Raw genomic sequence first — 23,420 nt, 5'->3', positions numbered from 1 at the left:
TATGTCTAAAATCTGTAACCTGCTCTCAAAATGCAGAGCACGCTAATCTACTCTATATTGTCTGGAAAGTCTTGTGTCGTCTTAGCCCTTTTTGCTGAGGATATATTATGAATATTGTGACTGCCGCCACTGATTTTGAGATGGCGGCTTTTTGTCGTCAGTACGGCGAGAACGAGAAGGTGACAACTTTTGTTACCGGAATTGGGCCGGTTGAAACAGCTACCCGACTGGCCTCTTTTCTGGCAACCTTTCCCCGTAAGGTGAGCTGTGTGCTGAATATCGGCATTGGCGGTGCCTATCTGGGGCGGCAAAATGGGGTGGGACTGCTGGATCTCTGTCTGGCCAAGCACGAAATTTTAGGAGATTTAGGCATCTGTTTTGATGATCGAATTGAACCTTTGCCAGGGGAAGGGCTGGGGGGCAAATATACCTTTGAACTCGATCAATCCTTGTTACGGCAGGCGTGTGATATTTTGGATGAACATGAGATAGTGTATAAAGTGGGTAATTTTGTGACGGTTAACGGTGTAAGTGCAACCGAACGACGGGGGACGATGCTTGGCAACCTCCATCAGGGGTTGTGTGAAAATATGGAAGGAGCCGCCGCTGCCAGGGTTTGTGAGGAATTTGCCGTGCCGCTGGTTGAACTGCGCTGTATATCAAACCTGGTGGAGGATCGAAACCGCGAAAACTGGCAAATTAAGCCGGCTGCAGATAAATGCGCTGAGGCCGCAGCCATGGTACTGAGAGGAATGCTTGATGAACAACGATAAGCCGCTTACCCTGGGCTATTCTCCATGTCCTAATGATACCTATATTTTTTATGGTTTGGTACACGATAAAGTACCGTTACAGCAGGTGGAGATAGCTGCACCTGTTCTTGATGATGTGGAGACGCTAAATAAGTGGGCCATGGCAGGGAGGCTGGATGTTACCAAACTTTCATTTCATGCCTTGGGCCATGTGCTGGAAGAGTATGCCTTGTTGCATGCCGGATCAGCACTGGGGCGTGGTTGTGGGCCTCTGCTTATTACCGGGTCTCAGCCGAAACCTGCACATATTAAAGACTGGCGGATAGCCATTCCCGGGCGTTACACCACTGCTGCCATGCTGCTGCAGCTCTTTTCGCCCAAAGTGACCAATCTGGAAGTGATGCGCTTTGAAGAGATCATCACCGCTGTTGCGGCAGGAGCTGTAGATGCCGGTGTCATTATTCATGAGAGTCGGTTTACCTACCAGCAGCAAGGACTGGAGTGCGTGCAGGATCTTGGCGAATGGTGGGAGGATACCACCGGTTTACCCATCCCTCTTGGGTGTATTGCTGCTAAAAGGTCATTGACAAATGAGGTGGTTGCTGAACTTGATCAGGCTATAGCTGCCAGTCTTCGCTGGAGCATGGCAAACCCCGATGCCTGCAGTCAATATATCAAGCAGCATTCCCAGGAATTGGAAGACGATGTTGTTCGCAGTCATATTGATTTATACGTCAATGAGTTTTCGCTTGATCTTGGCAACGAAGGCGTTGCCGCAGTTGAAGCATTGCTCCGTAAAGGTGTAGAGGCAGGGGTTTTCGAGCAACCCCAATCAGGGAATTGGAGGTTGTTTCGATAGTGCGGGAAAAGGAACCGGCACCTACCGGGTTGCTGCCGTTGGAAGCCTTACCACTGTTGGGAATCTGTGGTGGAGAGACTGCCCACCGGAGAGCTTTTATTGCTGGAGTAACGGCAAAATGTGAGGCTCTGCATCTCTCCTGTGCAGTGTTCAAGTTGCAGGCTCCGGTAACAGAAAAAGTTTGCGACCAATTGCATGTATTGTGTCGGCAGTATGATGCTGTGTTGGTGGAGAGTGAGTTACCGGTCTCATTTCATCACCTGTGGTTGAATGACACTTGCAGAGGCAATACTGAGCAGTTGTTCACTTTTGATCATCGTGAGCTTGCCAATGGCAGTGTCACTGACAAGGTTGTCGAGTGGTTACGTCGCCGGTGGTTGGATGCTCCTGTCTGGGGGTGCGTTTTGGTAGGCGGCAAGAGTCGTCGTATGGGGCGGGCAAAGCACCTCATCCGTCATCAGGGGAAAACCTGGCTGGAGCGGACAGTGGAAGTGTTGCAGAACCAGACCAAGAAGGTGGTCGTCTCCGGGGCAGGGGAGTTGCCTGATTCTTTGGCGGAACTGGATCAGATCGCCGATGTAGAAGGGCTTGCTGGGCCTATTGCCGGGATACTCGCTGCCTTACGGTACCAACCTGAGGTGTCATGGCTGATTGTTGCCTGCGACCTGCCGGAGATGAACGAACAAGCTTTGCAATGGTTGCTGAGTCGGCGGAGGATTGGCCGGCATGCAGTGTTAGCCGATCTTGAGGGGAATGGAAGGGTTGAGCCGCTGCTTGCTTACTATGACTATCGTTGCCGAAAGGCTGTGGAGGATATTGTGGCAGCAGGTTCGTTGCGCATCAATCGATTACAGGGGGTGCCTGGGGTGTTTATTGATCAGCCGCCTGCGTCGCTTCGCAGATGTTGGCGCAACATAAACACGCCAAGTGACCTTGCAAGACACAGGTGAAAAAGAAACGGTCTTCTTTTTCACCTGCAGGATTTAGCCTTCTACGTTTTGTTAATACTCAAGGGTCCGCGTCTCCTCATACACAATTTCACCCTTGCCGCCTCTAATAAAGTACCAAAGCTTTGCATTGATGGTGACTTCATCCGTATCCGTATCAAAATGAACCAGGTACTGCTCGCGCTGGGTTTGTAGCGGGGGAAGGGTCAGGTCAATAATTTCTTTGATTTGCCATGCCCCGTAGCGCATATCCTTGTCCGGGTCAATCCCGATTTCAAACCATTTTTTTTCTTTTTTGAACAGTTCGTTGTCTTCTGTATCTTTTGCGGTCACTTCCAGGACCACTTTGCCTGACCACAGTCAGCCGTCAGGAATGCGGTGGCCGGCCTTGTTTTCAACAAAGGCGGTGATGACCGCGCTGGGGACCCATCCCTTCGGATTCTTCACCCCTTCTATCTGGCCGGGAAGGTGGTTGTACTTGGCGATTTCGAGGTTAAAGCCCAATCCTTCTTTTACCGTATCCAGGTCATGGCCACCGGGGAAAAGGTGCCCCTTGTTAAGGTGACATTCCTGGCAGGTCTTGCTGCCGCCGGCGGCGAGATAACCGTGCCGGTAGCTTCCTGAAAGGGTGTTGCATTGGATGGTTTCTCCATCCGGGGCATGGTAGACACCATGACACTGCATGCAAAAGGCGGATGTCGAGATATCAACAGATTCAATAGACTCGTGAAAGTCATCCCCATCCTCTCCGTTGGGGCCGTACATTACACCTTTTTCGGGTTTCCCGCGGAGGCCGGGAGCAATGCTTGTAGCCTTGATGTTGTGGCAGGAGTAGCAGCCGACATTGAGCTTGGCCAACTCTTCAGCAGCTTGAGATCCTGCAGGAGATCCTTTTTTTTCAAAGGCAGTGACGATCAGGTTGCCGATTTCTACTGCCAGTTCTTCGGATGCATAATTAACAGCTGGAGCATGACAGTCGAGACACTTGAGGACTTCCGCCTTGGTCAGCGGGGTGTCCCATTCCTTGGCCAGCCCCACAGCTATAAAATTTCGCATTCCTTTGAGCGATGAGTTGATAGCTTTTGCATGCCAGGATGCCTGCCATTCGCTGTAGATCTGCTCATGACATTCAGCGCATTTCTTGTCGTCAAACATGGCAACAAGCTCATCAATGCTCTTCGCCTCCTTGGCATTGGCCATTGAAAACGTGGCAATGAGCATCGACAGGGTAAATATGCCGACCTTGTGTAGAACGGTTAACTTCATAATCCCTCCTTTTTTGTTTGCAGGTGTAACCAAAAGGTGCGGTGCATACTCCCATGCACTGACCTTGTAATTCATTTCGGCAGCTCGGCAACAGGGGTGCTCGGGAAATATGGCGTGAGAGTGATAACGCGTTAACTGGCTGGTCATGCAATTCTGTCGATTGGTCACCTCCTCAATGGAAAAGCGGTTTGAGAATTGTTGTTGATTATAAAAATATTATCCTTCAATGTGGTTGAAATGTAAAGTTTATTTGTGGTTGGGCAAGGAAGGTCTTGTCGTGATTATACAAGGTTTGTATTTTGGATGGATACTCTCTCTATCCTGGAGAAAATTTTTCATAAAAAGAAAAGGATAAGGTACAATGGTGTATATGTCCTGTACCCTCACACTTTCCGGTGTCCCATGACTGGTGTTCAGCCCTACTCAAGAGCCTTTGGCTATGATCCGCACTTTAAGATTTTTCACGAACTAATGCGCTATAAGGTGCGTGAAATTCTTCTCGTTTCCAGTCCCTATGATGCCTATATCATGGAAGAAGACGGCAGTCTTGCCTCCCGGATTATCAATGAGTATTTTGGCCATAATCTGAGCCAGCCTCCTCGTATCACCCGGGTGGCGACCAGCGAGGAGGCTATGGCTCTTCTGGCGGAGCGAGAATTCGACCTGGTGGTAACCATGCCCCATCTCGGCGGCATGGATGGCTGCACCTTTAGTTCCCAGGTGAAAAAGCAGAATCGTAAGATACCAATCGTCCTTCTTTCTCATACCAATCGTGATGTGATGATTGATCCACATGGCGATTCTTTCAGCTGTATAGACAATAGCTATGTGTGGTGTTGTGACTCAGATGTTTTGTTGGCCATAGTCAAGAACGTAGAAGATCAGCAGAATGTGGATTTTGATACTGAAAAGGCAATGGTCAGGGTTATCTTGCTGGTAGAGGACTCTCCTGTATATCGCTCTCGTCTTCTGCCGCTGCTCTATAAAGAATTGGTGAAACAGACCCAGTCGGTGCTTGGAGAAGGGCTCAATGAGCAACATCGTTTGCTGAAAATGCGTGCCCGGCCTAAGATATTAACGGCTGCCACCTATGAAGAAGCATTGGATATTTTTTATCGCTATAAGCCGTATGTGTTTGCCGTTATGTCTGATGCTCGTTTTCCACGCTCAGGTGAATTGCAGGATGATTCCGGGTATAGGTTGCTTCAGGAAATACGAGAGGAAAAAAAGGATTTACCTCTGCTGATGCTGAGCACTGATCCGAAGAATGAGGCGGTGGTTGATGAGATACCAGCGGTTTTTGTTGATAAAAATGCTCCGGATATTGAGGAGCAGGTTCATGATTTTTTTCTTCGTTATCTAGGGTTTGGCGATTTTGTTTTTCGGCTGCCGGATCTAACCCAGGTAGGCCGGGTGTCCAGTTTGTACGAATTTGAAAAAAAGCTGCGGGAAATACCGCTGGAATCGATCCGGTACCATGCGGAACACAACCATTTTTTTAACTGGGTAATGGCACGGGCAGAGGTCGCACTGGCGGCCAGACTCCATAAACACCATTTTTCGCAGATTACTGATGATGAGCAGCTGCGGGAAGATATCTTATCCAAGGTGCATGCTTTGCGTAAGCTGAGACAGCAGGGAGTTGTGACACAGTTTAAACGGGAACGTTTTGATCCGCGTATCACTGACTTTGTTCGTATCGGCAGGGGATCGATGGGAGGCAAGGCCAGGGGGATTGCTTTTATGTCTTCCATACTCCATCATGTGGAAAAAAATAAAACGACCTTGTCTGCCTACACGGTAAAGATCCCGCAGACCTGTGTTATTGCCAATGTCGGCTTTGATGATTTTATCCATCAGAACCATTTGAAACCCATCGATGGTGAGCCGGATGAGTCCATTGCCAATCGGTTTCTCAATGCTGACTTACCGGAGTGGCTTCTCAAGGATTTAAAGGCCTATCTGAAAGAGGTGTCTTTTCCCATTTCGGTACGGTCATCGAGTATGCTCGAGGATGCACAGTTCAGACCCTATGCCGGACTGTATAGTACCTTTATGCTGGCCAATACCCATCCCTCTTTTGAGCTTCGTCTGTCTCAGCTTATGGATGCGGTCAAGCTGGTTTACGCTTCTACCTGGTTTGAGGCGCCGCGGGCATTTTCTCACTCCATCGGCCAAACCCAGGAAGATTCCATGGGGGTGATTATTCAGCAAGTGGTTGGTTGTCGGCAGGGCGATTTTTACTACCCCGCCATTTCCGGGGTGGTCCAGTCCTACAACTATTATCCTGTAGGTAAAATGGCGGCGGAGGAAGGGATTGCTCACTTGGCCTTGGGGTTTGGCAAAACCGTGGTCGAGGGAGAAAGCAGTCTTCGTGTTTCTCCAAAATATCCGGAATATCTGCCCCAATTTTCAACAGTGGAAGATATCCTCAAAAATAGTCAGCGCTGTTTTTACGCGTTAGATTGTCGACAAGACAGTTCCCTGAACAGGGCAAACAGTAACCTGGTTCGTCGTCAATTGAGTGATGCTGTCACCGAGTATCCTGTTCGTCTGCTATGCTCGACCTATAACAGTCAGGAAAACCGCATCCGGGATACGGATATTCCCGGTCACAAAGTGCTGACCTTTGCCCCTATCCTAAAGTATGATGTGTATCCGTTGCCCGAGTTGCTGGCTGAGCTGGTTGCTGTTGCTCGAGAGGGCATGGGGTGTGAGGTTGAGGTGGAGTTTGCTGTTGATTTGCACCAGGAACCGAAAAAGAGTGAGCTGTATTTTCTGCAGGTGCGACCCATTGTCACAGGGATGGAAAAGCAGCAGACCCGTATATTGCCTGCAGAGCGTAAGCGGGCAATAATAACCTCAGTACGTTCTCTGGGACACGGTGTGTACGAAGCGATAGGTGATGTGGTGTATGTGAAACCTGAATGTTTTGACAGGGCCGCCACCCGAAAGATTGCTGAGGAAATCGGACAATTCAATAGGCGGTTGCATAAAGAGCAGCGATCATATCTGCTTATTGGGCCTGGAAGATGGGGCACAGCCGACCCGTGGCTTGGTATTCCTGTACAATGGCATGATATTTCCGGCGTAACCGCTATCATTGAGGTGCAGGATTCCAGCGTGAATGCGGAGCCGTCGCAAGGCTCTCATTTCTTCCAAAATATCACTTCCCTGGATATCCCCTATCTGATGGTGAACTCAAAACAGGTTGCGGGAGCAGATAATGACGATAAAGATAACGAGCATATCGATTGGGAAGTGCTGAAACAGCAGGAATTGGTTATAGAGGGAACGTACATTCGCCATGTACGGTTTACTCAGAGATTTACCTTGAAGGTTGACGGGACAACATCAGAAGCCATAGGTTTCCTTGAAGAGGAAACCTAAGAGGCAATTAAGCACATCTGTGCCGTAGGGTGGATAAGCGCAGCGCATCCACGCGGAATCCGAGGGTTGAAATTAGTGGATGCGCTACGCTTATCCACCCACACTTCTTTTGGCACCGTTAAATAATGGCACCTGGTGAACGATTTATTTTCTGCATAAGAGGGGAACTAAGAGGAAATGGACAGTATACTGGCAAAGATCATTCAACGTGATCCTGAGCAAAAAGAATTTCACCAGGCCGTTCAAGAGGTAATGGAAACCGTACGGCCTGTGCTGGAAAGAAACCCGGAGTTTCGGAAGCAGGCTATCCTGGAGCGGATAGTCGAACCGGAAAGGGTGATTATGTTCCGGGTCCCATGGATGGATGATCAGGGACAAGTCCACGTAAACCGCGGGTTTCGGGTGGAAATGAACTCCGCTATCGGCCCGTATAAGGGTGGGCTTCGCTTTCACCCTTCAGTGACGCTTTCCATTATTAAGTTTCTTGCTTCTGAGCAGGTTTTTAAAAACAGTCTGACAACGCTGCAAATGGGTGGTGGTAAGGGAGGGGCGGATTTCGACCCCAAGGGACGTTCCGATGCCGAGGTTATGCGTTTTTGTCAGGCCTTTATGGCTGAACTGCAACGGCATATCGGTCCGGATACCGATGTGCCGGCAGGTGACATCGGCGTCGGTGCCCGCGAGATAGGCTATCTCTTCGGCATGTATAAGAAGCTGCGCAATGAATTCACCGGGGTCCTCACCGGAAAAAGTCTTGCCTGGGGAGGGAGTTTGATTCGACCTGAGGCAACCGGGTACGGCGTGGTCTACTTTGCTGCTGAAATGCTCGGTACCCGTGGGGAAACCTTGGAGGGGAAAACCTGTCTGGTCTCCGGTTCCGGCAATGTGGCCCAGTTTACAGCGGAAAAGCTCTTGGAGCTGGGTGGGAAGGTGCTGACCCTGTCGGATTCGTCAGGCTATATTTTTGATGAAGAGGGGATCGATGCGGAGAAGCTTGAGCATGTAAAAGATATCAAAAATATTCGTCGTGGACGTATCCGAGAATACTGTGAAAAGTATCCGCAGGCCATTTATGTAGAGACTGATCCTGGATTGGATTATAATCCGATTTGGACGCATTCGGCTGATTGCGCCATGCCCAGCGCTACTCAAAACGAGATCAACGAAAAAGACGCGCAGACCATGATCAACAATGGGGTGCAGCTTGTGTGTGAGGGGGCGAATATGCCCAGCTCGCCAAGTGCGGTTGATATCTTTGTTGAAAATCATATCCTGTATGGGCCGAGTAAGGCCGCCAATGCCGGCGGGGTAGCTGTGTCAGGACTGGAAATGGCGCAAAACTCCATGCGTTTGAAGTGGCCAAGGGAGGAGGTGGATAGTCGTTTGAAGCAGATCATGCATTGTATCCATACTACCTGTGTGGATGCTTCTGCTGAATACGGTCTGCAAGGGAATTATGCTGCCGGAGCAAATATTGCCGGGTTTGTGAATGTGGTAAATGCCATGCTCGATCAGGGACTAGTGTAGTCGAGGGCATCATTGCTGTGGATGAAAATGGTAATAGTTTCTCTACTGATGGTGAAAGCGGCAAGAGTAACGCAGGTCATTATTTTGTTGATGTTGCCGCCCGTTGCCCCTATGGTTTGGATCAAAAAGCAGTCTACCATCAAGGGATATTCGGCTGGCTCGATGATGCGATCATGGGCAAGTTTCTTGCTCAAGGGTATAGGCGAAACGGCAACAGCATGTACACCATGCACTGCCCGGAATGTTCTCTGTGCGTACCTATTCGGCTCCGACCGGAAAAATTTCGTCCGAACCGTAATCAGCGAAGAGTCCTGAAGAAAAACAGGGATGTAACAGCGGGCATTGCTCCCTTGACCATGTCCAGGGAAAACCTGAACCTGCTGGAATCGTTTTTAACCACGCGTTTTCCTGAGAGCAATAATCACGCAGAAGGGTATTATACGGGTTTTTTTATTACGACCATTGCCCGTTGTTTCGAAATCCGTTATCGGGTAGACGACCAACTCGTCGGGGTAGCGGTGGTGGACGCATCCTTTGGCTGGCTGAATGCGGTCTATTTTTATTTTGATCCGCAGCAGAGCTGGCGCAGCTTAGGTACATATAACATCTTGTATCTTAACAACTTTTGCAAAAATCAAAAAATTGATTACCTCTACCTGGGATACTGGATTAAGGATCTTCCAGGAATGGATTATAAAAAAAGGTTTCGGCCCCATGAGTTGTTTGTTGATGGGGAATGGCAAGAGCAGCAATAAAGTTCGGACCTGCAGTGTAAAATCGCGGTAAATGCAATCAATTAAATAAATAGGGTGAAGGATAATTAGTTACCACATTAAAACCTCTTGCAGTGCCATTGTATTTCATGTATCCGTACCCACGCTGTTCATTCTATCCTTTCAATATAAGATATAAAAATAAGTGTGGACTCAATACAAATAGACTGAACCACCAGCAAGGTTGGGTTTATCTTTGCAAGGTTATTCCGGTTACCATTGGCTCCTGTTCCTTAACTTTTTATAGCAGTTAGAGCACTGTGTGATTGTATGATTATAAAAGGCTTTTGTCGGTTTCTTGAGCTGATTTTGAAACAGCGATATTTGATTGTTTCAATGGCTAAAAGAGAAATTGCTGAACAATATGTTGGTTCTTTTCTTGGATTTATCTGGACGTTTATTAAACCGCTGGTGATGATAAGCGTTTTTTGGTTCGTCTTTAGCGTAGGTTTCAAGTCAAAACCTATGGGTGATGTGCCCTTTGTGGTTTGGCTCACCTCGGGAATGGCGCCATGGTTTTTTTTCTCAGAGACTATAATGGCATCCACAGGTGCGGTTGTGGGGAATGCACCATTGGTAAAAAAAACACTTTTCCCTTCACAGATCTTACCGGTAGTTAAACTCTTATCTGGCTTGATTACCCATGCTGTTTTCCTTTCTATCCTTTTTGCACTTTTACTCTTGCAAGGTATATCTATTGGGTTTCATGTAGTGCAATTTGTTTATTATCTCTTTTGTCTTTCAGTGCTGACTCTTGGCTTTTCCTGGTTCTGTGCCTCCTTGAATGTTTTTGTTCGAGATGTCGGACAAGTAGTTGCGCTTGTGTTGCAAGTTGGTTTTTGGGGAACTCCAATTTTTTGGGATATCAATATGATGTCTCCAGAATTGCAACAATGGCTAAAGTTGAACCCTGTTTACTATATTGTGCAAGGGTATAGAGAATCATTTATTTATTACGTGCCATTTTGGCACCATAAAATGTATACGGTATATTTTTGGGCTTTTACAGGTGTTGTAATTTTATGCGGAGCGTATGTCTTTAGAAAGCTTAAACCCCAGTTTGCTGATGTACTATAGAGCTTTATCCGCTACACGCATCCTGGAGTGATTTCCATGTTTGCCCGATCGTGGTGTTGCACGCAAATATTTAATTCAGAAATATCAGCACTATTTCCCGTAAGTTTATGCGCATTTCTTGATGCCGAGCGAAATTTCTAATTGCTCAATATACCCCTTAATAATGTTACATTGATGAAAAAAGAAAAAACTGTAATAAAAATAGATAATCTTACAAAAGAATATCGATTGTACGACAAACCTATCTATCGTATTGTTGAAACATTTTTTTCTTCGGGAAAGACCTATTATCAGTCCTTTATGGCGCTTGATAATATTTCGCTAGAGATACAGCGTGGTGAGACTATTGGGATAGTCGGCAGAAATGGTAGCGGTAAGTCTACTTTGTTGCAAATAATATGCGGCATCATTAAACCTACGAAAGGTTCAATTGTAGTGGATGGCAGGATTTCTGCACTGTTGGAGCTTGGAGCTGGGTTTAACCCAGAATTCACCGGGCGCCAAAATGTTTATCTCAATGGTTCAATCCTGGGGTTAACGCAGCAGGAAATCGATTCACGAATTGATGATATTTTATCCTTTGCCAGTATCGGTGATTTCATTGACCAGCCAGTGAAATCATACTCCAGTGGAATGTTTGTCCGTCTGGCCTTTTCGGTGGCGATCAGCATAGAGCCTGAGATTTTGATTGTTGATGAGGCCCTGTCCGTTGGCGATGAAGCCTTTCAACGGAAATGTTTCGCCAAGATTAACCAGATACAAGAAAAGGGTGGAACGATTTTATTTGTCAGTCACTCTACAACCTCTATCGTTGAGCTTTGCTCGAGGGCCTTCATGTTGGATCGCGGCGAATTGCTGATTGCCGGAGAGCCAAAACAAGTGGTGTCCCGCTATCAGAAAATGGTCTATGCGCCAGATGATAAGGTTGAGGCAATGAAGAACGAAATGCGGTTGCTGGAAAATCGATTTGCTCTTCCCCTTGAAGACGAGGAACCACGTCGGGAACGCGTAGGAGGCAAAAGACAAGAGCGACAGGCCCCACAAAGTCCTAGCGCTGAAGTTTCTGAACACTATGATCCGCACCTGGTTCCTGTGAGCATCATTGAGTATGAGCGTAAAGGTGGCACCATCCTCAACCCAAGGCTTGAAGATGAGCATGGAAACCTGGTGAATATCTTGGAAAACGGTAAATCCTACTCTTATGTTTATGAGGTTAAGTTTGACCGGGGTATCGACAAGGTTAAGTTTGGGATGTTGATTAAGACGATCAAAGGGGTTGAGATCTGTGGTTGTTCTGCGGATTCGGCAAAAGCAGGCTGTGGAACCATTGCAGAAGGCAGAGTGGTTAAGGTTACATTTCCTTTTCAATGCCTTTTTTATCCTGACGTGTATTTTCTCAATGCCGGCGTCCTGGGAGAAGATAGTGATGGGGAGTTTTACCTGGATCGGCAGATTGATATTGCCATGTTCAGAGTACGAGGCGACAACCTCAAACATTGCACGGCGCTGACAACTCTTGTTGGTTTTCCCGAGGTTACTGATGAGTGATTTTGAAGAAAGGGTGCCTATGACCGGCTTATGCTTGCGGAGAGAGCTAAATGATCGATAAAACCTGTATTTTTGTTGTCGGTATGCACCGGAGTGGCACTTCGGCGTTGACAGGTTTATTGAAAATTCTCGGAGTGGAGTTAGGGGAGCAGCTCATGGAACCCCTGGCTGACAACCCCAAAGGCTTTTTTGAGAATCAACGGGTGTATGAGCTGAATGAGGAGATCATTAAACATTTCGGCTCCCGATGGGATGACCCATTTTTTTGTGGCCACGAATGGTTGCAACACAAAGATACCAAATCTTTTCAAGAGGCTATTCAAGTATTTCTTGAGCAAGAGTTTGCTGATTCGCCTGTGTTCAGCATCAAAGATCCTCGCATTAGTATTCTTTTTCCCTTGTGGCAAAAAGCCTGTGAAGAGGCTCGCGTCAAGCCCGTCTGTATCTTGCCGGTCCGCCATCCCATGGAGGTCGCGAGGTCATTAGAGGCAAGGGATGGTTTTTCGCTGAACAAAGGATTGAACCTGTGGATGAACCACAGTTTGACTGCAGAGAGGGTAACCCGTGGCTGTCCACGCCTTTTTCTCTCCTTTGACCAGTTAGTCAACGAACCGGACGGTGTAGTTGAACGAGTCATAGGAACCTTTGGGTTGCATGATGTTGTTCCTGAAAATTATTTGGAAGTAATCAAGGGGTTTGTTGATAAGAAATTGAAACACCACACTGGGTGTGAGGTTGCAACGGATGGGGGGGCTGGCCTGGTGGGAGCAACAGTCAACCTTTTGATGGCCGCGTGTGACCACGGTGAAAATGAGCAGTTGATTCCGGAACTAAATGAGCTAGGTCGGCGCTATCTCAAGGAAAAGGATTTCTTTTTGTTCCATGACCTTGAGCATGTGGTTTCTGTATACAATGGGCACCAGGAGGTGCAGAGGAAACTGCAGGCTTACCAGGAAGATAACGCCATGGTACGCAAGCGTATTGAGGCGGTAACTGTCGAAAATGCTGAGTTGGTGGGCGAGAATGACCGGTTGCGTCAGGAGCAGGCACAAGCTGTTAGCGAAATCAAACAGATGAAAGAGACCCTTGCCTGGAGACTTGCCGAAAAGGCGAGGAGAGCAAAAAATATTTTCATCAGCAAAAGCAGTGGCGTTGGGATTGAGCAACCCTTAACAGCGACGGTTGCCCCACCGAACCAATCGGACTGCCAAGAGATCAGAATTGAAGGTGATGGTCAACCGACCGCAGGAAGGATTAAAGTTGAAATAAGGTTAAAGCATACCCCTAACGAGCAGTGTCGTGGAAATGAAGCATGGCTGCTTGATATTACCGAGGAGAGCGGTGCGTCTTTGGTGGTATGGGAGCGGTTGTCCCATACTGGCCCCTTATGTCTACAGGTAATAGATGAAGATCAGCAAGGGCTGGTTTTCTCTGCTAATGACCGTGCAATTTTTGATGTTCCCGCAAAGAGCTGTTTTCAGTTTATGAAGCACCCTTGGAGTGGAATTCTTGCCGTTACCGTTAACGACCGGGAACATACCTTTGACCTCTATTCGCCGTTAAGCGGTCGGGTGGAGATTGCCCTTGTCGATCTCATTCAGGGTGATAATGATCAGGAAGTGTATATGACTAAACAGGACCGGAAGTGGTTGTCCTCCGTTCTTGAAGAGCAACCTGAAATTGTTGCTGTTACCAATCCTGAGTGGAGAGGGGTCCGTAGTTCCACTGAAAATCTTGTTCCGCATTGTTTGCTTATTAAAGATAGCCTTAATGAGTACTCTGCGCGCCGTTATGCAAATCTCCTGATGCGCTCTGGTTGCACGAAAGTGCTTATCAGCGGCTTCCCTTTATCCTATGAATTATTGGCGCAGCAACTTAAGGTAAAGACACCGGATGTCGAAATATATGTTTTTTGGCATAGTAGTTTTTTGCAATCCGATGAAGACTACGCCTGGCATTCATTTCTAACTATGAACAGGTTACATAAGGAAGGGGTGGTCAAGAAGCTCGGCTTTGCCAAGAAAGGGATGGCAGAGGCTGTGGCTCGAACAGGGGCGAAAACCGGTTTTATTGCTAATTATGTTAGGCGGGTACCGGAAGGTAAGGTGCGGCCATTAAGAGATACTCCTCATATTGGGCTTTGGGCCTTGGCTCCCATCTGGAGAAAGACACCTTATGCCATGCTGGCAGCTGCTGCCATGTTGGACCGGGCTAAGGTTCATGTGGTAGGTCAAACCGAGAGAGCAGTTGAGTTTGCCCGTTATTTTGAGCTCGATCTGGTGCACAGAGAAGAACCTGTACCCCAGGATGAAATGCCGAAGGTCCTCGCAAGTATGGACCTGAACCTTTATGTAACCTTGAGCGAGTGCTCACCGATGTTGCCCCTGGAGAGCCTTGCAGTTGGGGTGCCCTGTCTTTTGGGTCCTACCTCCCACCTTTTTGAGGATAATGTTTATTTGCATTCCAGGTTGGTGGTTCCTTACCCGGATCGTTCTGATGTTATTTTTGAGATGATTGTACAGGCGTTGGCTGAGCGGGAGCAGATAATTGCTGAATACAGGGAGTATTTTGTTTCGTATAATGAGTATGCCGAACAGACGTTGAGTGAGTTTATTAAGAAATAAAAGAGCATGTCTATTACAGAGTATGTTTGCCAATAGCCTGCAAAGGCTGTTTATAAAAAAAAATCTTTAATGAAGGTTACAACTCAACTGCGCTTGAGGAAAACCTAAACAAAAAAAGTGAAGCAAATATTAGTAACAGGTGCAACTGGATTTATTGGAAGGGGATTATGTGAAAAATTACACAATTCTCATTGTAAAGTACGCGCTGCAGTGCGTACTGAAAAGTCCACGAAGCTCCCCGGTTCATTAGATCAGAGTATCGTAGGTGATATCGGTCCCAGTACTAATTGGGAGAAAGCATTACTACACGTTGACTGTATCGTGCACCTTGCCGCATGCATTGATGTGGTACCAGGAGTGTCTGGCGATCCGTTGTCGCGATTTCGTTCGGTTAATGTGGATGGAACAATTCACCTTGCGCGACAGGCGGTTAGAGCTAACGTAAAGAGATTTATCTATATAAGCTCTATAAAGGTTAACGGTGAGATAAGCCAAACTGGCGTCCCTTTTACTCCAGATGACGAACCTGCCCCTTCAACTCCATATGCTGTTTCAAAGTTTGAAGCAGAGCGGGCATTGCTGCAATTTTCAGCAGAAAGTGGTTTGGAAATTGTGATTATCCGGTCCCCTTTAGTTTACGGGCCAGGGGTGCAGGGCAATTTTTTACGTTTAATGCATTGGATGGCTAAAGGAATGCCTCTGCCGTTGGGAGCCATCCGCAACAGGCGTAGTTTGGTGGCATTGGATAATCTTCTGGATTTAATCGTAACGTGCACAGATCATCCTGCCGCCGCCGATCAAACCTTTTTAGTCAGCGATGGGGAAGATCTTTCAACAACAGAGCTGTTGCAACAAGTGTCTCTAGCACTCGGTAGAAACGACAGGTTGATTCCAATGCCTGCAAAAGTCTTGGCGATGTTTGCGGCAATGTTTGGTCGGCAATCTACTGTTCAACGCCTGTGTGGTTCGCTACAGGTGGATATAACCAAGACTAAATCAATCCTTGACTGGTCTCCACCAAATACGGTTGGAGAAAGTCTCAGATTAACGGCTCAGGACTATTTTGATACCACTTCCTAGGGAAGTTTCGTTTATAATGTTAAGGTTTATTGATTTGTTTTTTTCTCTTTTCGGCCTACTATTACTGGCTCCTATCATGATTATCATCATTGTAATCGGGTACTTTGATACAGGTTCACCTCTATTTTTCCAGACCCGGGTTGGTCGTCATATGAAGCCGTTTAACTTGATCAAATTTCGTACAATGCTACCGGAAACTGAATCAGTTGCTACCCACTTGGTTGCAAGTAAAGCAGTTACGAAATTTGGTGCTTTCTTACGTAAAACAAAGCTTGATGAGTTACCGCAACTTATCAATGTGCTCAAAGGTGATATGAGCCTGGTGGGCCCCCGGCCATGTTTGTATAATCAATTGGAGCTGATTGAAGAACGTGAACGGCGAGGAGTGTTTAAGGTCCTGCCGGGGGTTACAGGACTGGCTCAAGTAAACAAGGTAGATATGTCAACCCCTGAAATTTTAGCTAAATTAGACCAAGAACTGAACGAAACTATGAGTGTATCACGATATTTTAGATATATTATTTTGACATTATTAGGACAGGGAACCGGTGATTGCATCCGTTAAGCTCAAGGTTCTTAGTCAGGAAAAGGTATAATTTACTTCTTGAATTTAATGGGGGAGCAATGAACCAAAATTACCTTGCGTATAGCAGCAAAGCTTTCACTATCTTAATGATAGTGACAATCGTATTGTCTATCGGTATACCGGGTTGTGGCTTGCTCAGTGGTGCTCATGCACAAAATGTTGAAAAGTTATCGAACAAAACGTCATCCCCCTCTATCAGTGTCGTTTCCTCCCTGGAAAAGAGCGAGTATTTCACTTCTAGAACCATCTCTATCTCAGGGATCCCAGACCTGGTGGATGTATATATAATTAACGCGCCATCCGTGCCCCCTCCTGGTTTCGATATTGAGCGAAGGGCAACTGCACTTCCCGTTTCAGACTCGGTGCTAGGCACTAGAACCCTAGTTGTTCCCGCTTTTAATTGGGTTTTCGGGTGTTCGTCGGTGTCTGGGGCAATGATTGCCGGATATTATGACAGAAGAGGTTATGTCAATATCTATACCGGACCTACTAATGGGGGAGTTATGCCGCTGGACAACAGCTCTTGGCCCAGATGGTCTGATGGCTACAGCACCTATCCTAATCTCCCCTTGGCTGCATCCCGTAAGGGGGTCGATGCTCGAGCAGCGCGTGGTTCTATCGATGATTACTGGGTTCAGTATAATTATAACTTTGATGACCCGTACATTTCAAATAGTTGGACTCAGCATGTCTGGGGGGAAGCTATTGGCGATTATATGAAGACGAGTCAATCTGCCTATGGTAACTCTGACGGGGCAACAAGTTTCTACAATTGGAGTTCTTCAGCAAATCCTCTTACCTGTAGCGAAATGGCTTCGTCAGGAATTAGTGACAGAGATGGCACTTATGGGAGAAAACTTTTTTATGAGGCAAGAGGTTATACAGTAACCGACTGTTACAGTCAAAAAACTGACAATACTATCGTCGGAGGGTTTTCATTTGCACAATTTAAGGCGGAGATAGATGCTGGAAGACCTTTAATGCTTAACCTTGAGGGACACACTATTGTCGGTGTGGGCTATGACGATTCCAGCAATACTGTATATATCCATGATACATGGGATTACAATACTCATACAATGACCTGGGGAGGCAGTTATTCAGGCATGCAGCTGCTCTCGGTAAGTATTGTTAATCTGCAAGAGGAAGAGCTTAGTACCCTGGCTGAGTCCCTTGATAATAGAACGCTCACTTGGTCAACAGGTGGTAATGCTGGTTGGTATGGTCAATCGAGTACAGTTTATTATGGGGGAGACGCTGCACAGAGTGGTGTTATAGGAAACAGCCAGCAGTCATATTTTGAGACGGTGGTTTCTGGCCCAGGTACAATAAGTTTTTATTGGCAAGTTTCATCGGAACTTTACTATGATTACCTACGATTTTATATTGACGGTGAGGAAAAAACAGGGGCGATCAGCGGCACAACCAGCTGGGCTTTGCAACGTCATAATATAACCACATCCGGCTCCCATGTCTTACGCTGGGTATACACAAAAGATGGTTCTGTGTCAGAATCTTCTGATTGTGGCTGGGTTGACAAGGTTACCTGGGCTCCTGAAGCCCAGATTCGGGCACCGATTATGCCATGGCTGATGCTTCTGCTTGAGGACGAGTAAATTAATGTGAACGGACAATTGAGATTTTTAACAATAATGCTAAAGGTTTTATTGAGTGCTGGGGCAGTCTTTTTTGCCGGTGAAACTTTTGTGTATTCAATGCAACCACCTCTGCCTCCATTAAATATCATAGAATTTAAAAAGCTTGTCTTGGAAGCTGAATTGATTGTACTCGGGAAAATAGAAAAAACAGAGGAAACCATTCCAGGAAAAGGAGAGGTGGAAAAAACTATTGAGATAACAGTCAATGTAGAAAAATATTTCGCTCAAAGCAATTGCGGGCAAACAGTCAACGTTCTGGAAACAGTCCCAATACTTGAGTCGGAGAAAACTCTTTCGATTCCAGGGAATAGTGGAAGTAAGTCTGGGCAAATTCTCACAGTTTTTCGGGCAGGTCCGAGTTCATACCATGGGAGGTATCTGCTTGGTGAGCGAGTCATATTGTTTCTTGCAGAAATCGGTAAAGCTTGTCAATTCAGACTATTGGGGTCGGGGGCCTATGATAAGCATCTCTGTAAATTTAGCATAACCAACAGTGGGATAACTGCAACAAGCTACTGTTTTGCTGCAGATTTGGAGCCATACGCGAAATCTGAGAAGGCTTTTATCCAATTAATTGATTCGTTCGTTGCTCTAAAGAACCATGATTTGTTGTTTCCTTAAGCCACTTGTAAGATTTGCCAAGGGAGTTGATCGGAAAAGGGATGAAATACTGGTTTGGGGCAAGCAACGGGTAACCTTTGCAAAACTTGCAGCATTTAATGTCACTATCAGCAGGATCGTTAAACGAGGACGCAGATACCGAGAGTTTGTATGTCTCTACCTGAAAATCAGACAGGAAACATCTCCTTTTGATCTGCAACTATTACAAAAAAACGAATTTTTTATGGGTTTTTATAACCGTTCCTTGATAAAAATTGCAAAAATAATCAACTTGGAGGATTAGTGTTGAAAAAAATATTATTTGTGTTCATTTTAGCTCTTATTGGATTTAGCGGTATGATGGCATCAAATTTATTTGCTGCGTGTTCCTCAACTACATGCTATGGGAAGATTCATCGAATTTACTACCATTCTTCTGGAGTGTTATATATTGAGACTGATGGTGATGAATCTGTTTTAGGTTGCACATCTCCTAGTGGAGCATATGTGACCCTCCCTAGTGACGACCCAAATTTTAATCGTAAATATGCAATGCTTTTAACTGCAATCTCTCAGCAAATGCCGATTGGATTAAGGATTTATACTGGCAGTCCTACATGTGAAATAGCCTATCTATATTTAGATGATTAGTAACCTGCTCATACCCTCTGAAAAAACCTCCTTAAATAAAAAAAAGTCTGATAGTTTTTTCGAGGGTAAAATTTAAAGCCGAACAAATTTGGTGCAACTGGCTGAAATCGTCGCACACAGAGTTGCTCAGGGGTGCGAAAAAAGCCATGGTATAGTATGGCCATGGCAACGATGAACAAGACAAGCATCCACAAAGAAGTTGATCGCCTAAAATAAGATTTCTATAAACTCTGTTCTGACGGTAAAGTGATTGCGGTAATACGAGTGGTGATGAATAGCCTGCTGGTTATTGTCGAGTTGATATCTCTGCTTTCCTGGAGAAGAAGACCCGCAAAAACAGTAAAAATTCCAGCTTACCATCATCACAAACCGAAATGGACGAAACTGCAACTACGGACACAACAAGCAACGGCAAAGGGAAGAAGGTTTTTGGTAAGGTTGGCAATACACGAGTAAAGGAAACCGTGACAGGATCGCCAAGTCCGATGCCCACAATCTACAGGAAGGGCTGAAGAAACATGAGGCTGCGGTATTGCTTTTCGCAAGAGAGCCCCATGTTCCATTCGCCAACAATAGGGCGGAAAGAGATCTTCCCATGGCAAAAGTGAAACAGAAGATATCAGGTTGTTTTCGACAAGAAAAATATGCCAAGGCATACTGTCGAATTTCAAGTTATCTGCAGACCATGGTATGCTAGGGAGTCAATCCGCTTGTCGCTATTCAACTGGCATTAGCGGGGGCGATTCCATCTGAAGAATCGGATACGGGTGAGTAGTTACAAATATTCAAATAAAAAAGAATGCGTAAGCACAGTTGGAACAATGACGATTAACTACCCTACTACGCTTGTTCAAAGTGCAAGACCGTCCATACTCCATGTGAAGATGTTCTCAATTTGAGAGATGGCAAATACCAGTATGATATTCAAAAAATAGCAGGTTTCTTTGGTGCCAAAGAAACCTTTGAAGAGGCCGAAGAGATGATGAACGAAATTTATCGTTTCAAAATCTCTCCTGATACGGTGTGTAAAATTACCAATCAAGTCGCCTCAGAAGTCAGCCTTGCCGAGATTATCCCTACTGCCAATGACGTGACTCAAATTATAGAAAATATTTCGGAAAACAATCATCGGAAACCAGTTTTGTTTTTTCTGCCGACGGAACCATGGTTCCTGTTAAGACACAAGAAAAGGGCCGACCTCATTTCTGGCGAGAAGCAAAAGGTATCCGTGGTTACTTGCTTGACAAGGACAAGATCGTCCACCTTTTAAGTTGGCATCAAGGCATCAATATCAAAGAATTTATAGGATTCTTAGCTGACCTCAGAAACCAGGGTGTCATCCCGCTCGACAAGGTTCGCCTCTGCTTTGTAGGTGATGGAGCCGATTGGATATGGAACTGTGTTAAAGAGTATTTCTGTGAATGTCGACAAGTTGTCGATTACTACCACTGTTCAGAGCTTTGAATGTGGTCGGTTGCGGCGAGGTGGTTATCCTCTTGGTAGCGGTGCAATTGAAAGTTCCAACAAGTTCATTAGTAATATTCGTCTCAAAAGATCCGGGGCCTGGTGGAAGGTTGATTATGCCAACAATATTTTGAAACTGCGCTGTGCCAAATATAATTCTAAATTTGATTCATTTTTTGAAGAATACGAGAGAAACGCCAAAGACAAACGAGTTTCACGGAAAAAGAGAATCCGGGTTGTTAAATAATTCCATAAACTTCGGATGCTCCCCATTGGTGGTGCCCTCCCGCCCCTTGCCATGGTCCCTTGCAGAGGTTGCTACTGTTTCAACAGGCGGTTTGAGTTGCACGCCATGGTTGATCGGCTAGAATGCGGTGTAGTGATGAGAACGCTATCGATGCCGCAACAGCCCCAGAAACTGGCTGGAGTATTTTGGTAATAACGACTTTAAGAGAAACCGTACAATGAAAATTCCGACTGATTTTCCTGCAGGTATTCTACAGGTGTCAGGTTGCCCAGTGACTCGTGTGGTCTCTCTCGATTATACTCATCAATCCAATTAGAGAAAAATCTGGTAACCAGCCAATAGGAATTGCACATGCTTTTATCAAGTAAATATAGATTCTGCTTTATCGCCACCCGCAAAACCGGGAGTACAAGCGCACAGAACATCCTTACTCCCAATTCTGAAGTGGCACTCCTTAGGCCAGATACAATAAGTAATTTGCCCCTTTGCACACATGCTATACCCCAAGAAATTGACGCGTACTTCTCAGAAAATTTAAGACAAAATTTTCTGACCCTAACTATAGTCAGAGACCCAATTGAACGATTTGTTTCAGGTTATTCATACAACAAAAGACCAACTTTAGCTGACAAAACGCATCCAAAACACACGTATTATACTGGCAAAATTTCTTTCGAAGAATATGTAGATCGTTTTGAGAGCGGTGATTTACCGGATTTTCAAATGAATTGTTGCGCTGAAGATTTCGATGCTATCCTGCGTCTGGATTGTATTGAGGAGGATGCTGCTTGCATTAGTGAATTCTTGCCCTCTGATTTTTGTTCTCTAATTAAAGCTACGAAACTCAATCGGAGTAAATCTCGTTTTAACTTCGCTGATATGAGTACATCGTTATACAAAAAACTTAAGAGGATTCTTGCAAATGAATACGAATTATACAACAATTATGGAAAAATTACAGCGAGAGCTATCCCCCCCAAAAATAATTTGACCTTAGTAAGCTTGAAAAAAAAATACCCCGACATTTACCATGAAAGTGTTCTTGGGCACGCTATCAACCTGAAAAGAGGTAAATGTATTCATGAAGCTGCAGGAAAACTAGAAAGACTTGAGTCTCAAAGATGCCTTGATAGCTGGGGACGATCCATGCTAGCAGACTGCTATATGGAACTTGGTGATGAAAAATCATTCTCAAGTATCGTTGAAAAATTAATCGACACTGACTCGCAAGATCTTGGTGTATGGTTTCAAATTGCACGTTATCACTATATTAATAAAAGATTTAAAGAGAGTTTCAACATTCTAACTCGTGCGATGGAGCGTTGCTTTCTACCTATGAAATATTATTACTTTGCATTCCAGAGCGCTAAAGGATTGAAATCGTTGAGCCAGATGAAAAGGATTGTCGAGTTGTCGTGTAAGGCTCATCCTGGTGATAAACGATTGGTAGATTTATTATCTAAGGAGACGAGGTGATGGTGGGTGAGTGACAGTGTCAATACCCTGTATTGGTTCAGCGGGAATTGGTAATTTTCGATGTCTGAGTTAACATACTCAGCCACAGGAGATTTTTATGAAAAAGAAGCGTTATAACTATCAACCAGAAGAGAAGGTCGCCATCCTCAAGCGCCACCTGGTTGATAAGATACCGGTATCTGACATTTGCTATCAGCATAACTTGCAACCGACAACATTCTATCGATGGCAAAAAGAGTTTTTTGAAAATGGTGCTGCAGCTTTTCAAAAGCCTAGAAAGGGCAAAAAGGACAAGAAAGCAGAGCAGATAGAAAGACTTGAGAGTAAGTTGCAGACCAAGAACGAAGTGCTCTCGGAGTTGATGGAAGAATATATAAAATTAAAAAAAATCTTGGGGAACTTTAATTGGTGTATGGGGTCCCCATGATGTGCGTGATAGCATCGTTGATTTCATCGTATACTGGGTTGAGCGAGCAGAGATCCCTGCATGCCGCCTGCGAGGTTGGCTTGGATTAACTGCCGGAAAGTACGCTAATTGGCAGAATCGCTACGGCAAGGTCAATGAGCATAATGGACTCATCCCTCGTGACTTTTGGATTGAGAAATGGGAACAGCAACGGATCATTGACTTCTATAAGACAAACCCTCATGAAGGGGTGCATCCGACATTTATGGAATGCGTAAGCCGACTGCGTAGTAAGATATTTAGCTAATAATTTCAGATGGTTAAGCTAGTTTTTTAATTCAAAAACAAGCGCCTTTGTGGTATAATGTTCTGCAAAATCAGGAGGTTATGCCATGGCGACAGCGCAAAAAGCACAGACTTGGAAAGAGAGCTATAAAGACATGTACGATACAAGTCTTGATCGAAAAATTGATCATATTATCCAGTGTG

21 protein-coding genes and 1 pseudogene are annotated in these 23,420 nt (G+C 45.6%); 20 read left to right on the top strand and 2 right to left on the bottom strand.

Going from position 1 to position 23,420, the window contains the following annotated elements:
• The first annotated feature begins 107 nt into the window (after nucleotides 1-107).
• From mqnB to mobA, 3 genes are read left to right on the top strand one after another with little or no spacing between them, the layout of a single operon-like run.
• The gene (gene mqnB, locus JWH17_RS15130; RefSeq protein ID WP_205223471.1) at nucleotides 108-773 is read left to right on the top strand and encodes a futalosine hydrolase; all 666 of its coding nucleotides are present in this window, start codon (nucleotides 108-110) and stop codon (nucleotides 771-773) included.
• Complete coding sequence (locus JWH17_RS15125; protein WP_205223470.1) at nucleotides 760-1,611, top strand: 1,4-dihydroxy-6-naphtoate synthase; 852 nt, start codon at nucleotides 760-762, stop codon at nucleotides 1,609-1,611. Before mqnB ends, JWH17_RS15125 begins: the two co-directional genes overlap by 14 nt.
• Entirely contained in the window at nucleotides 1,611-2,561 is a 951-nt protein-coding gene (gene mobA / locus JWH17_RS24390; RefSeq protein WP_205223469.1) for a molybdenum cofactor guanylyltransferase, read from the top strand. Before JWH17_RS15125 ends, mobA begins: the two co-directional genes overlap by 1 nt.
• 51 nt (nucleotides 2,562-2,612) lie before the next feature.
• Here mobA and extKL read toward each other — a convergent pair whose 3' ends face one another.
• Nucleotides 2,613-3,824 (bottom strand): multiheme c-type cytochrome (seleno)protein ExtKL, encoded by a 1,212-nt coding sequence (gene extKL, locus JWH17_RS15110; RefSeq protein ID WP_350297502.1) that lies wholly within the window; start codon nucleotides 3,822-3,824, stop codon nucleotides 2,613-2,615.
• Nucleotides 3,825-4,226: 402 nt separating this feature from the next.
• On the opposite strand from extKL, the gene JWH17_RS15105 reads away from it, so the two are divergent.
• The 14 genes and pseudogenes from JWH17_RS15105 (at nucleotide 4,227) to JWH17_RS15040 (ending at nucleotide 21,049) form a co-directional block, all read left to right on the top strand.
• Complete coding sequence (locus JWH17_RS15105) at nucleotides 4,227-7,214, top strand: PEP/pyruvate-binding domain-containing protein (protein WP_205223466.1); 2,988 nt, start codon at nucleotides 4,227-4,229, stop codon at nucleotides 7,212-7,214.
• A gap of 177 nt (nucleotides 7,215-7,391) precedes the next feature.
• Complete coding sequence (gdhA, locus tag JWH17_RS15100; RefSeq protein WP_205223465.1) at nucleotides 7,392-8,741, top strand: NADP-specific glutamate dehydrogenase; 1,350 nt, start codon at nucleotides 7,392-7,394, stop codon at nucleotides 8,739-8,741.
• 17 nt (nucleotides 8,742-8,758) lie between these two features.
• Complete coding sequence (locus tag JWH17_RS15095; RefSeq protein WP_205223464.1) at nucleotides 8,759-9,496, top strand: arginyltransferase; 738 nt, start codon at nucleotides 8,759-8,761, stop codon at nucleotides 9,494-9,496.
• A 288-nt stretch (nucleotides 9,497-9,784) separates the two neighbouring features.
• Nucleotides 9,785-10,591 (top strand): ABC transporter permease, encoded by an 807-nt coding sequence (locus tag JWH17_RS15090; protein ID WP_205223463.1) that lies wholly within the window; start codon nucleotides 9,785-9,787, stop codon nucleotides 10,589-10,591.
• A 174-nt stretch (nucleotides 10,592-10,765) separates the two neighbouring features.
• Nucleotides 10,766-12,139 (top strand): ABC transporter ATP-binding protein, encoded by a 1,374-nt coding sequence (locus JWH17_RS15085; protein ID WP_205223462.1) that lies wholly within the window; start codon nucleotides 10,766-10,768, stop codon nucleotides 12,137-12,139.
• A gap of 50 nt (nucleotides 12,140-12,189) precedes the next feature.
• Entirely contained in the window at nucleotides 12,190-14,763 is a 2,574-nt protein-coding gene (locus tag JWH17_RS15080; protein ID WP_205223461.1) for a hypothetical protein, read from the top strand.
• 117 nt (nucleotides 14,764-14,880) lie between these two features.
• Nucleotides 14,881-15,843, top strand: coding sequence for a UDP-glucose 4-epimerase family protein (locus JWH17_RS15075; protein ID WP_205223460.1), 963 nt, complete (start codon nucleotides 14,881-14,883; stop codon nucleotides 15,841-15,843).
• 16 nt (nucleotides 15,844-15,859) lie between these two features.
• Nucleotides 15,860-16,408, top strand: a complete 549-nt coding sequence (locus tag JWH17_RS15070; RefSeq protein WP_205223459.1) for a sugar transferase — start codon at nucleotides 15,860-15,862, stop codon at nucleotides 16,406-16,408.
• Nucleotides 16,409-16,467: 59 nt separating this feature from the next.
• Nucleotides 16,468-18,045 (top strand): C39 family peptidase, encoded by a 1,578-nt coding sequence (locus tag JWH17_RS15065; protein ID WP_205223458.1) that lies wholly within the window; start codon nucleotides 16,468-16,470, stop codon nucleotides 18,043-18,045.
• 36 nt (nucleotides 18,046-18,081) lie between these two features.
• Complete coding sequence (locus tag JWH17_RS15060; protein ID WP_205223457.1) at nucleotides 18,082-18,708, top strand: hypothetical protein; 627 nt, start codon at nucleotides 18,082-18,084, stop codon at nucleotides 18,706-18,708.
• Nucleotides 18,709-18,993: 285 nt separating this feature from the next.
• On the top strand, nucleotides 18,994-19,338 hold the full coding sequence (locus tag JWH17_RS15055; RefSeq protein WP_205223456.1) for a hypothetical protein: 345 nt from the start codon (nucleotides 18,994-18,996) through the stop codon (nucleotides 19,336-19,338).
• Nucleotides 19,339-19,798: 460 nt separating this feature from the next.
• Nucleotides 19,799-20,035 (top strand): annotated as a pseudogene (locus JWH17_RS24140) (IS66 family transposase); the annotation flags it as partial.
• A 282-nt stretch (nucleotides 20,036-20,317) separates the two neighbouring features.
• Entirely contained in the window at nucleotides 20,318-20,608 is a 291-nt protein-coding gene (locus tag JWH17_RS15045) for a hypothetical protein (RefSeq protein WP_205223455.1), read from the top strand.
• A gap of 129 nt (nucleotides 20,609-20,737) precedes the next feature.
• Nucleotides 20,738-21,049, top strand: a complete 312-nt coding sequence (locus JWH17_RS15040) for a hypothetical protein (RefSeq protein WP_205223454.1) — start codon at nucleotides 20,738-20,740, stop codon at nucleotides 21,047-21,049.
• A 200-nt stretch (nucleotides 21,050-21,249) separates the two neighbouring features.
• Here the strand turns inward: JWH17_RS15040 and JWH17_RS24135 are convergent, their stop codons facing one another.
• Nucleotides 21,250-21,402 (bottom strand): integrase core domain-containing protein, encoded by a 153-nt coding sequence (locus JWH17_RS24135; RefSeq protein ID WP_438941066.1) that lies wholly within the window; start codon nucleotides 21,400-21,402, stop codon nucleotides 21,250-21,252.
• Between JWH17_RS24135 and JWH17_RS15030 the strand changes: the two genes are divergently transcribed.
• The 3 genes from JWH17_RS15030 to JWH17_RS15020 all read left to right on the top strand — a co-directional run bounded on the left by JWH17_RS15030 (nucleotide 21,401) and on the right by JWH17_RS15020 (nucleotide 23,238).
• Nucleotides 21,401-22,525 carry a sulfotransferase family 2 domain-containing protein gene (locus JWH17_RS15030; protein WP_205223453.1) on the top strand — a complete coding sequence of 375 codons (1,125 nt, stop codon included), beginning with the start codon at nucleotides 21,401-21,403 and terminating at the stop codon, nucleotides 22,523-22,525. The genes JWH17_RS24135 and JWH17_RS15030 overlap by 2 nt on opposite strands.
• Before the next feature lie 97 nt (nucleotides 22,526-22,622).
• On the top strand, nucleotides 22,623-22,952 hold the full coding sequence (locus JWH17_RS15025; RefSeq protein ID WP_205223452.1) for a transposase: 330 nt from the start codon (nucleotides 22,623-22,625) through the stop codon (nucleotides 22,950-22,952).
• Nucleotide 22,953: 1 nt separating this feature from the next.
• Nucleotides 22,954-23,238 (top strand): hypothetical protein, encoded by a 285-nt coding sequence (locus JWH17_RS15020; RefSeq protein WP_205223451.1) that lies wholly within the window; start codon nucleotides 22,954-22,956, stop codon nucleotides 23,236-23,238.
• The last annotated feature ends 182 nt before the right edge of the window (nucleotides 23,239-23,420 follow it).

The sequence above is a fragment of the Desulfogranum marinum genome (assembly GCF_016918565.1).
In the GTDB taxonomy this organism is placed as follows: Bacteria; Desulfobacterota; Desulfobulbia; order Desulfobulbales; family Desulfobulbaceae; genus Desulfogranum; species Desulfogranum marinum.
The sequence above is the reverse complement of the archived record's forward strand: the minus strand, read 5'-3'. Positions and strand labels throughout refer to the sequence as shown.

Excerpts from the sequence above, each read along its gene's own strand:
- mqnB (WP_205223471.1), top strand. The coding sequence starts at position 108 with ATGAATATTGTGACTGCCGCCACTGATTTTGAGATGGCGGCTTTTTGT.
- JWH17_RS15125 (WP_205223470.1), top strand. The coding sequence starts at position 760 with ATGAACAACGATAAGCCGCTTACCCTGGGCTATTCTCCATGTCCTAAT.
- JWH17_RS15105 (WP_205223466.1), top strand. The coding sequence starts at position 4,227 with ATGACTGGTGTTCAGCCCTACTCAAGAGCCTTTGGCTATGATCCGCAC.
- gdhA (WP_205223465.1), top strand. The coding sequence starts at position 7,392 with ATGGACAGTATACTGGCAAAGATCATTCAACGTGATCCTGAGCAAAAA.
- JWH17_RS15090 (WP_205223463.1), top strand. The coding sequence starts at position 9,785 with ATGATTATAAAAGGCTTTTGTCGGTTTCTTGAGCTGATTTTGAAACAG.
- JWH17_RS15085 (WP_205223462.1), top strand. The coding sequence starts at position 10,766 with ATGAAAAAAGAAAAAACTGTAATAAAAATAGATAATCTTACAAAAGAA.
- JWH17_RS15080 (WP_205223461.1), top strand. The coding sequence starts at position 12,190 with ATGATCGATAAAACCTGTATTTTTGTTGTCGGTATGCACCGGAGTGGC.
- JWH17_RS15070 (WP_205223459.1), top strand. The coding sequence starts at position 15,860 with ATGTTAAGGTTTATTGATTTGTTTTTTTCTCTTTTCGGCCTACTATTA.
- JWH17_RS15065 (WP_205223458.1), top strand. The coding sequence starts at position 16,468 with ATGAACCAAAATTACCTTGCGTATAGCAGCAAAGCTTTCACTATCTTA.
- JWH17_RS15060 (WP_205223457.1), top strand. The coding sequence starts at position 18,082 with ATGCTAAAGGTTTTATTGAGTGCTGGGGCAGTCTTTTTTGCCGGTGAA.
- JWH17_RS15045 (WP_205223455.1), top strand. The coding sequence starts at position 20,318 with ATGATGAACGAAATTTATCGTTTCAAAATCTCTCCTGATACGGTGTGT.
- JWH17_RS15030 (WP_205223453.1), top strand. The coding sequence starts at position 21,401 with ATGCTTTTATCAAGTAAATATAGATTCTGCTTTATCGCCACCCGCAAA.
- JWH17_RS24135 (WP_438941066.1), bottom strand. The coding sequence starts at position 21,402 with ATGTGCAATTCCTATTGGCTGGTTACCAGATTTTTCTCTAATTGGATT.
- JWH17_RS15025 (WP_205223452.1), top strand. The coding sequence starts at position 22,623 with ATGAAAAAGAAGCGTTATAACTATCAACCAGAAGAGAAGGTCGCCATC.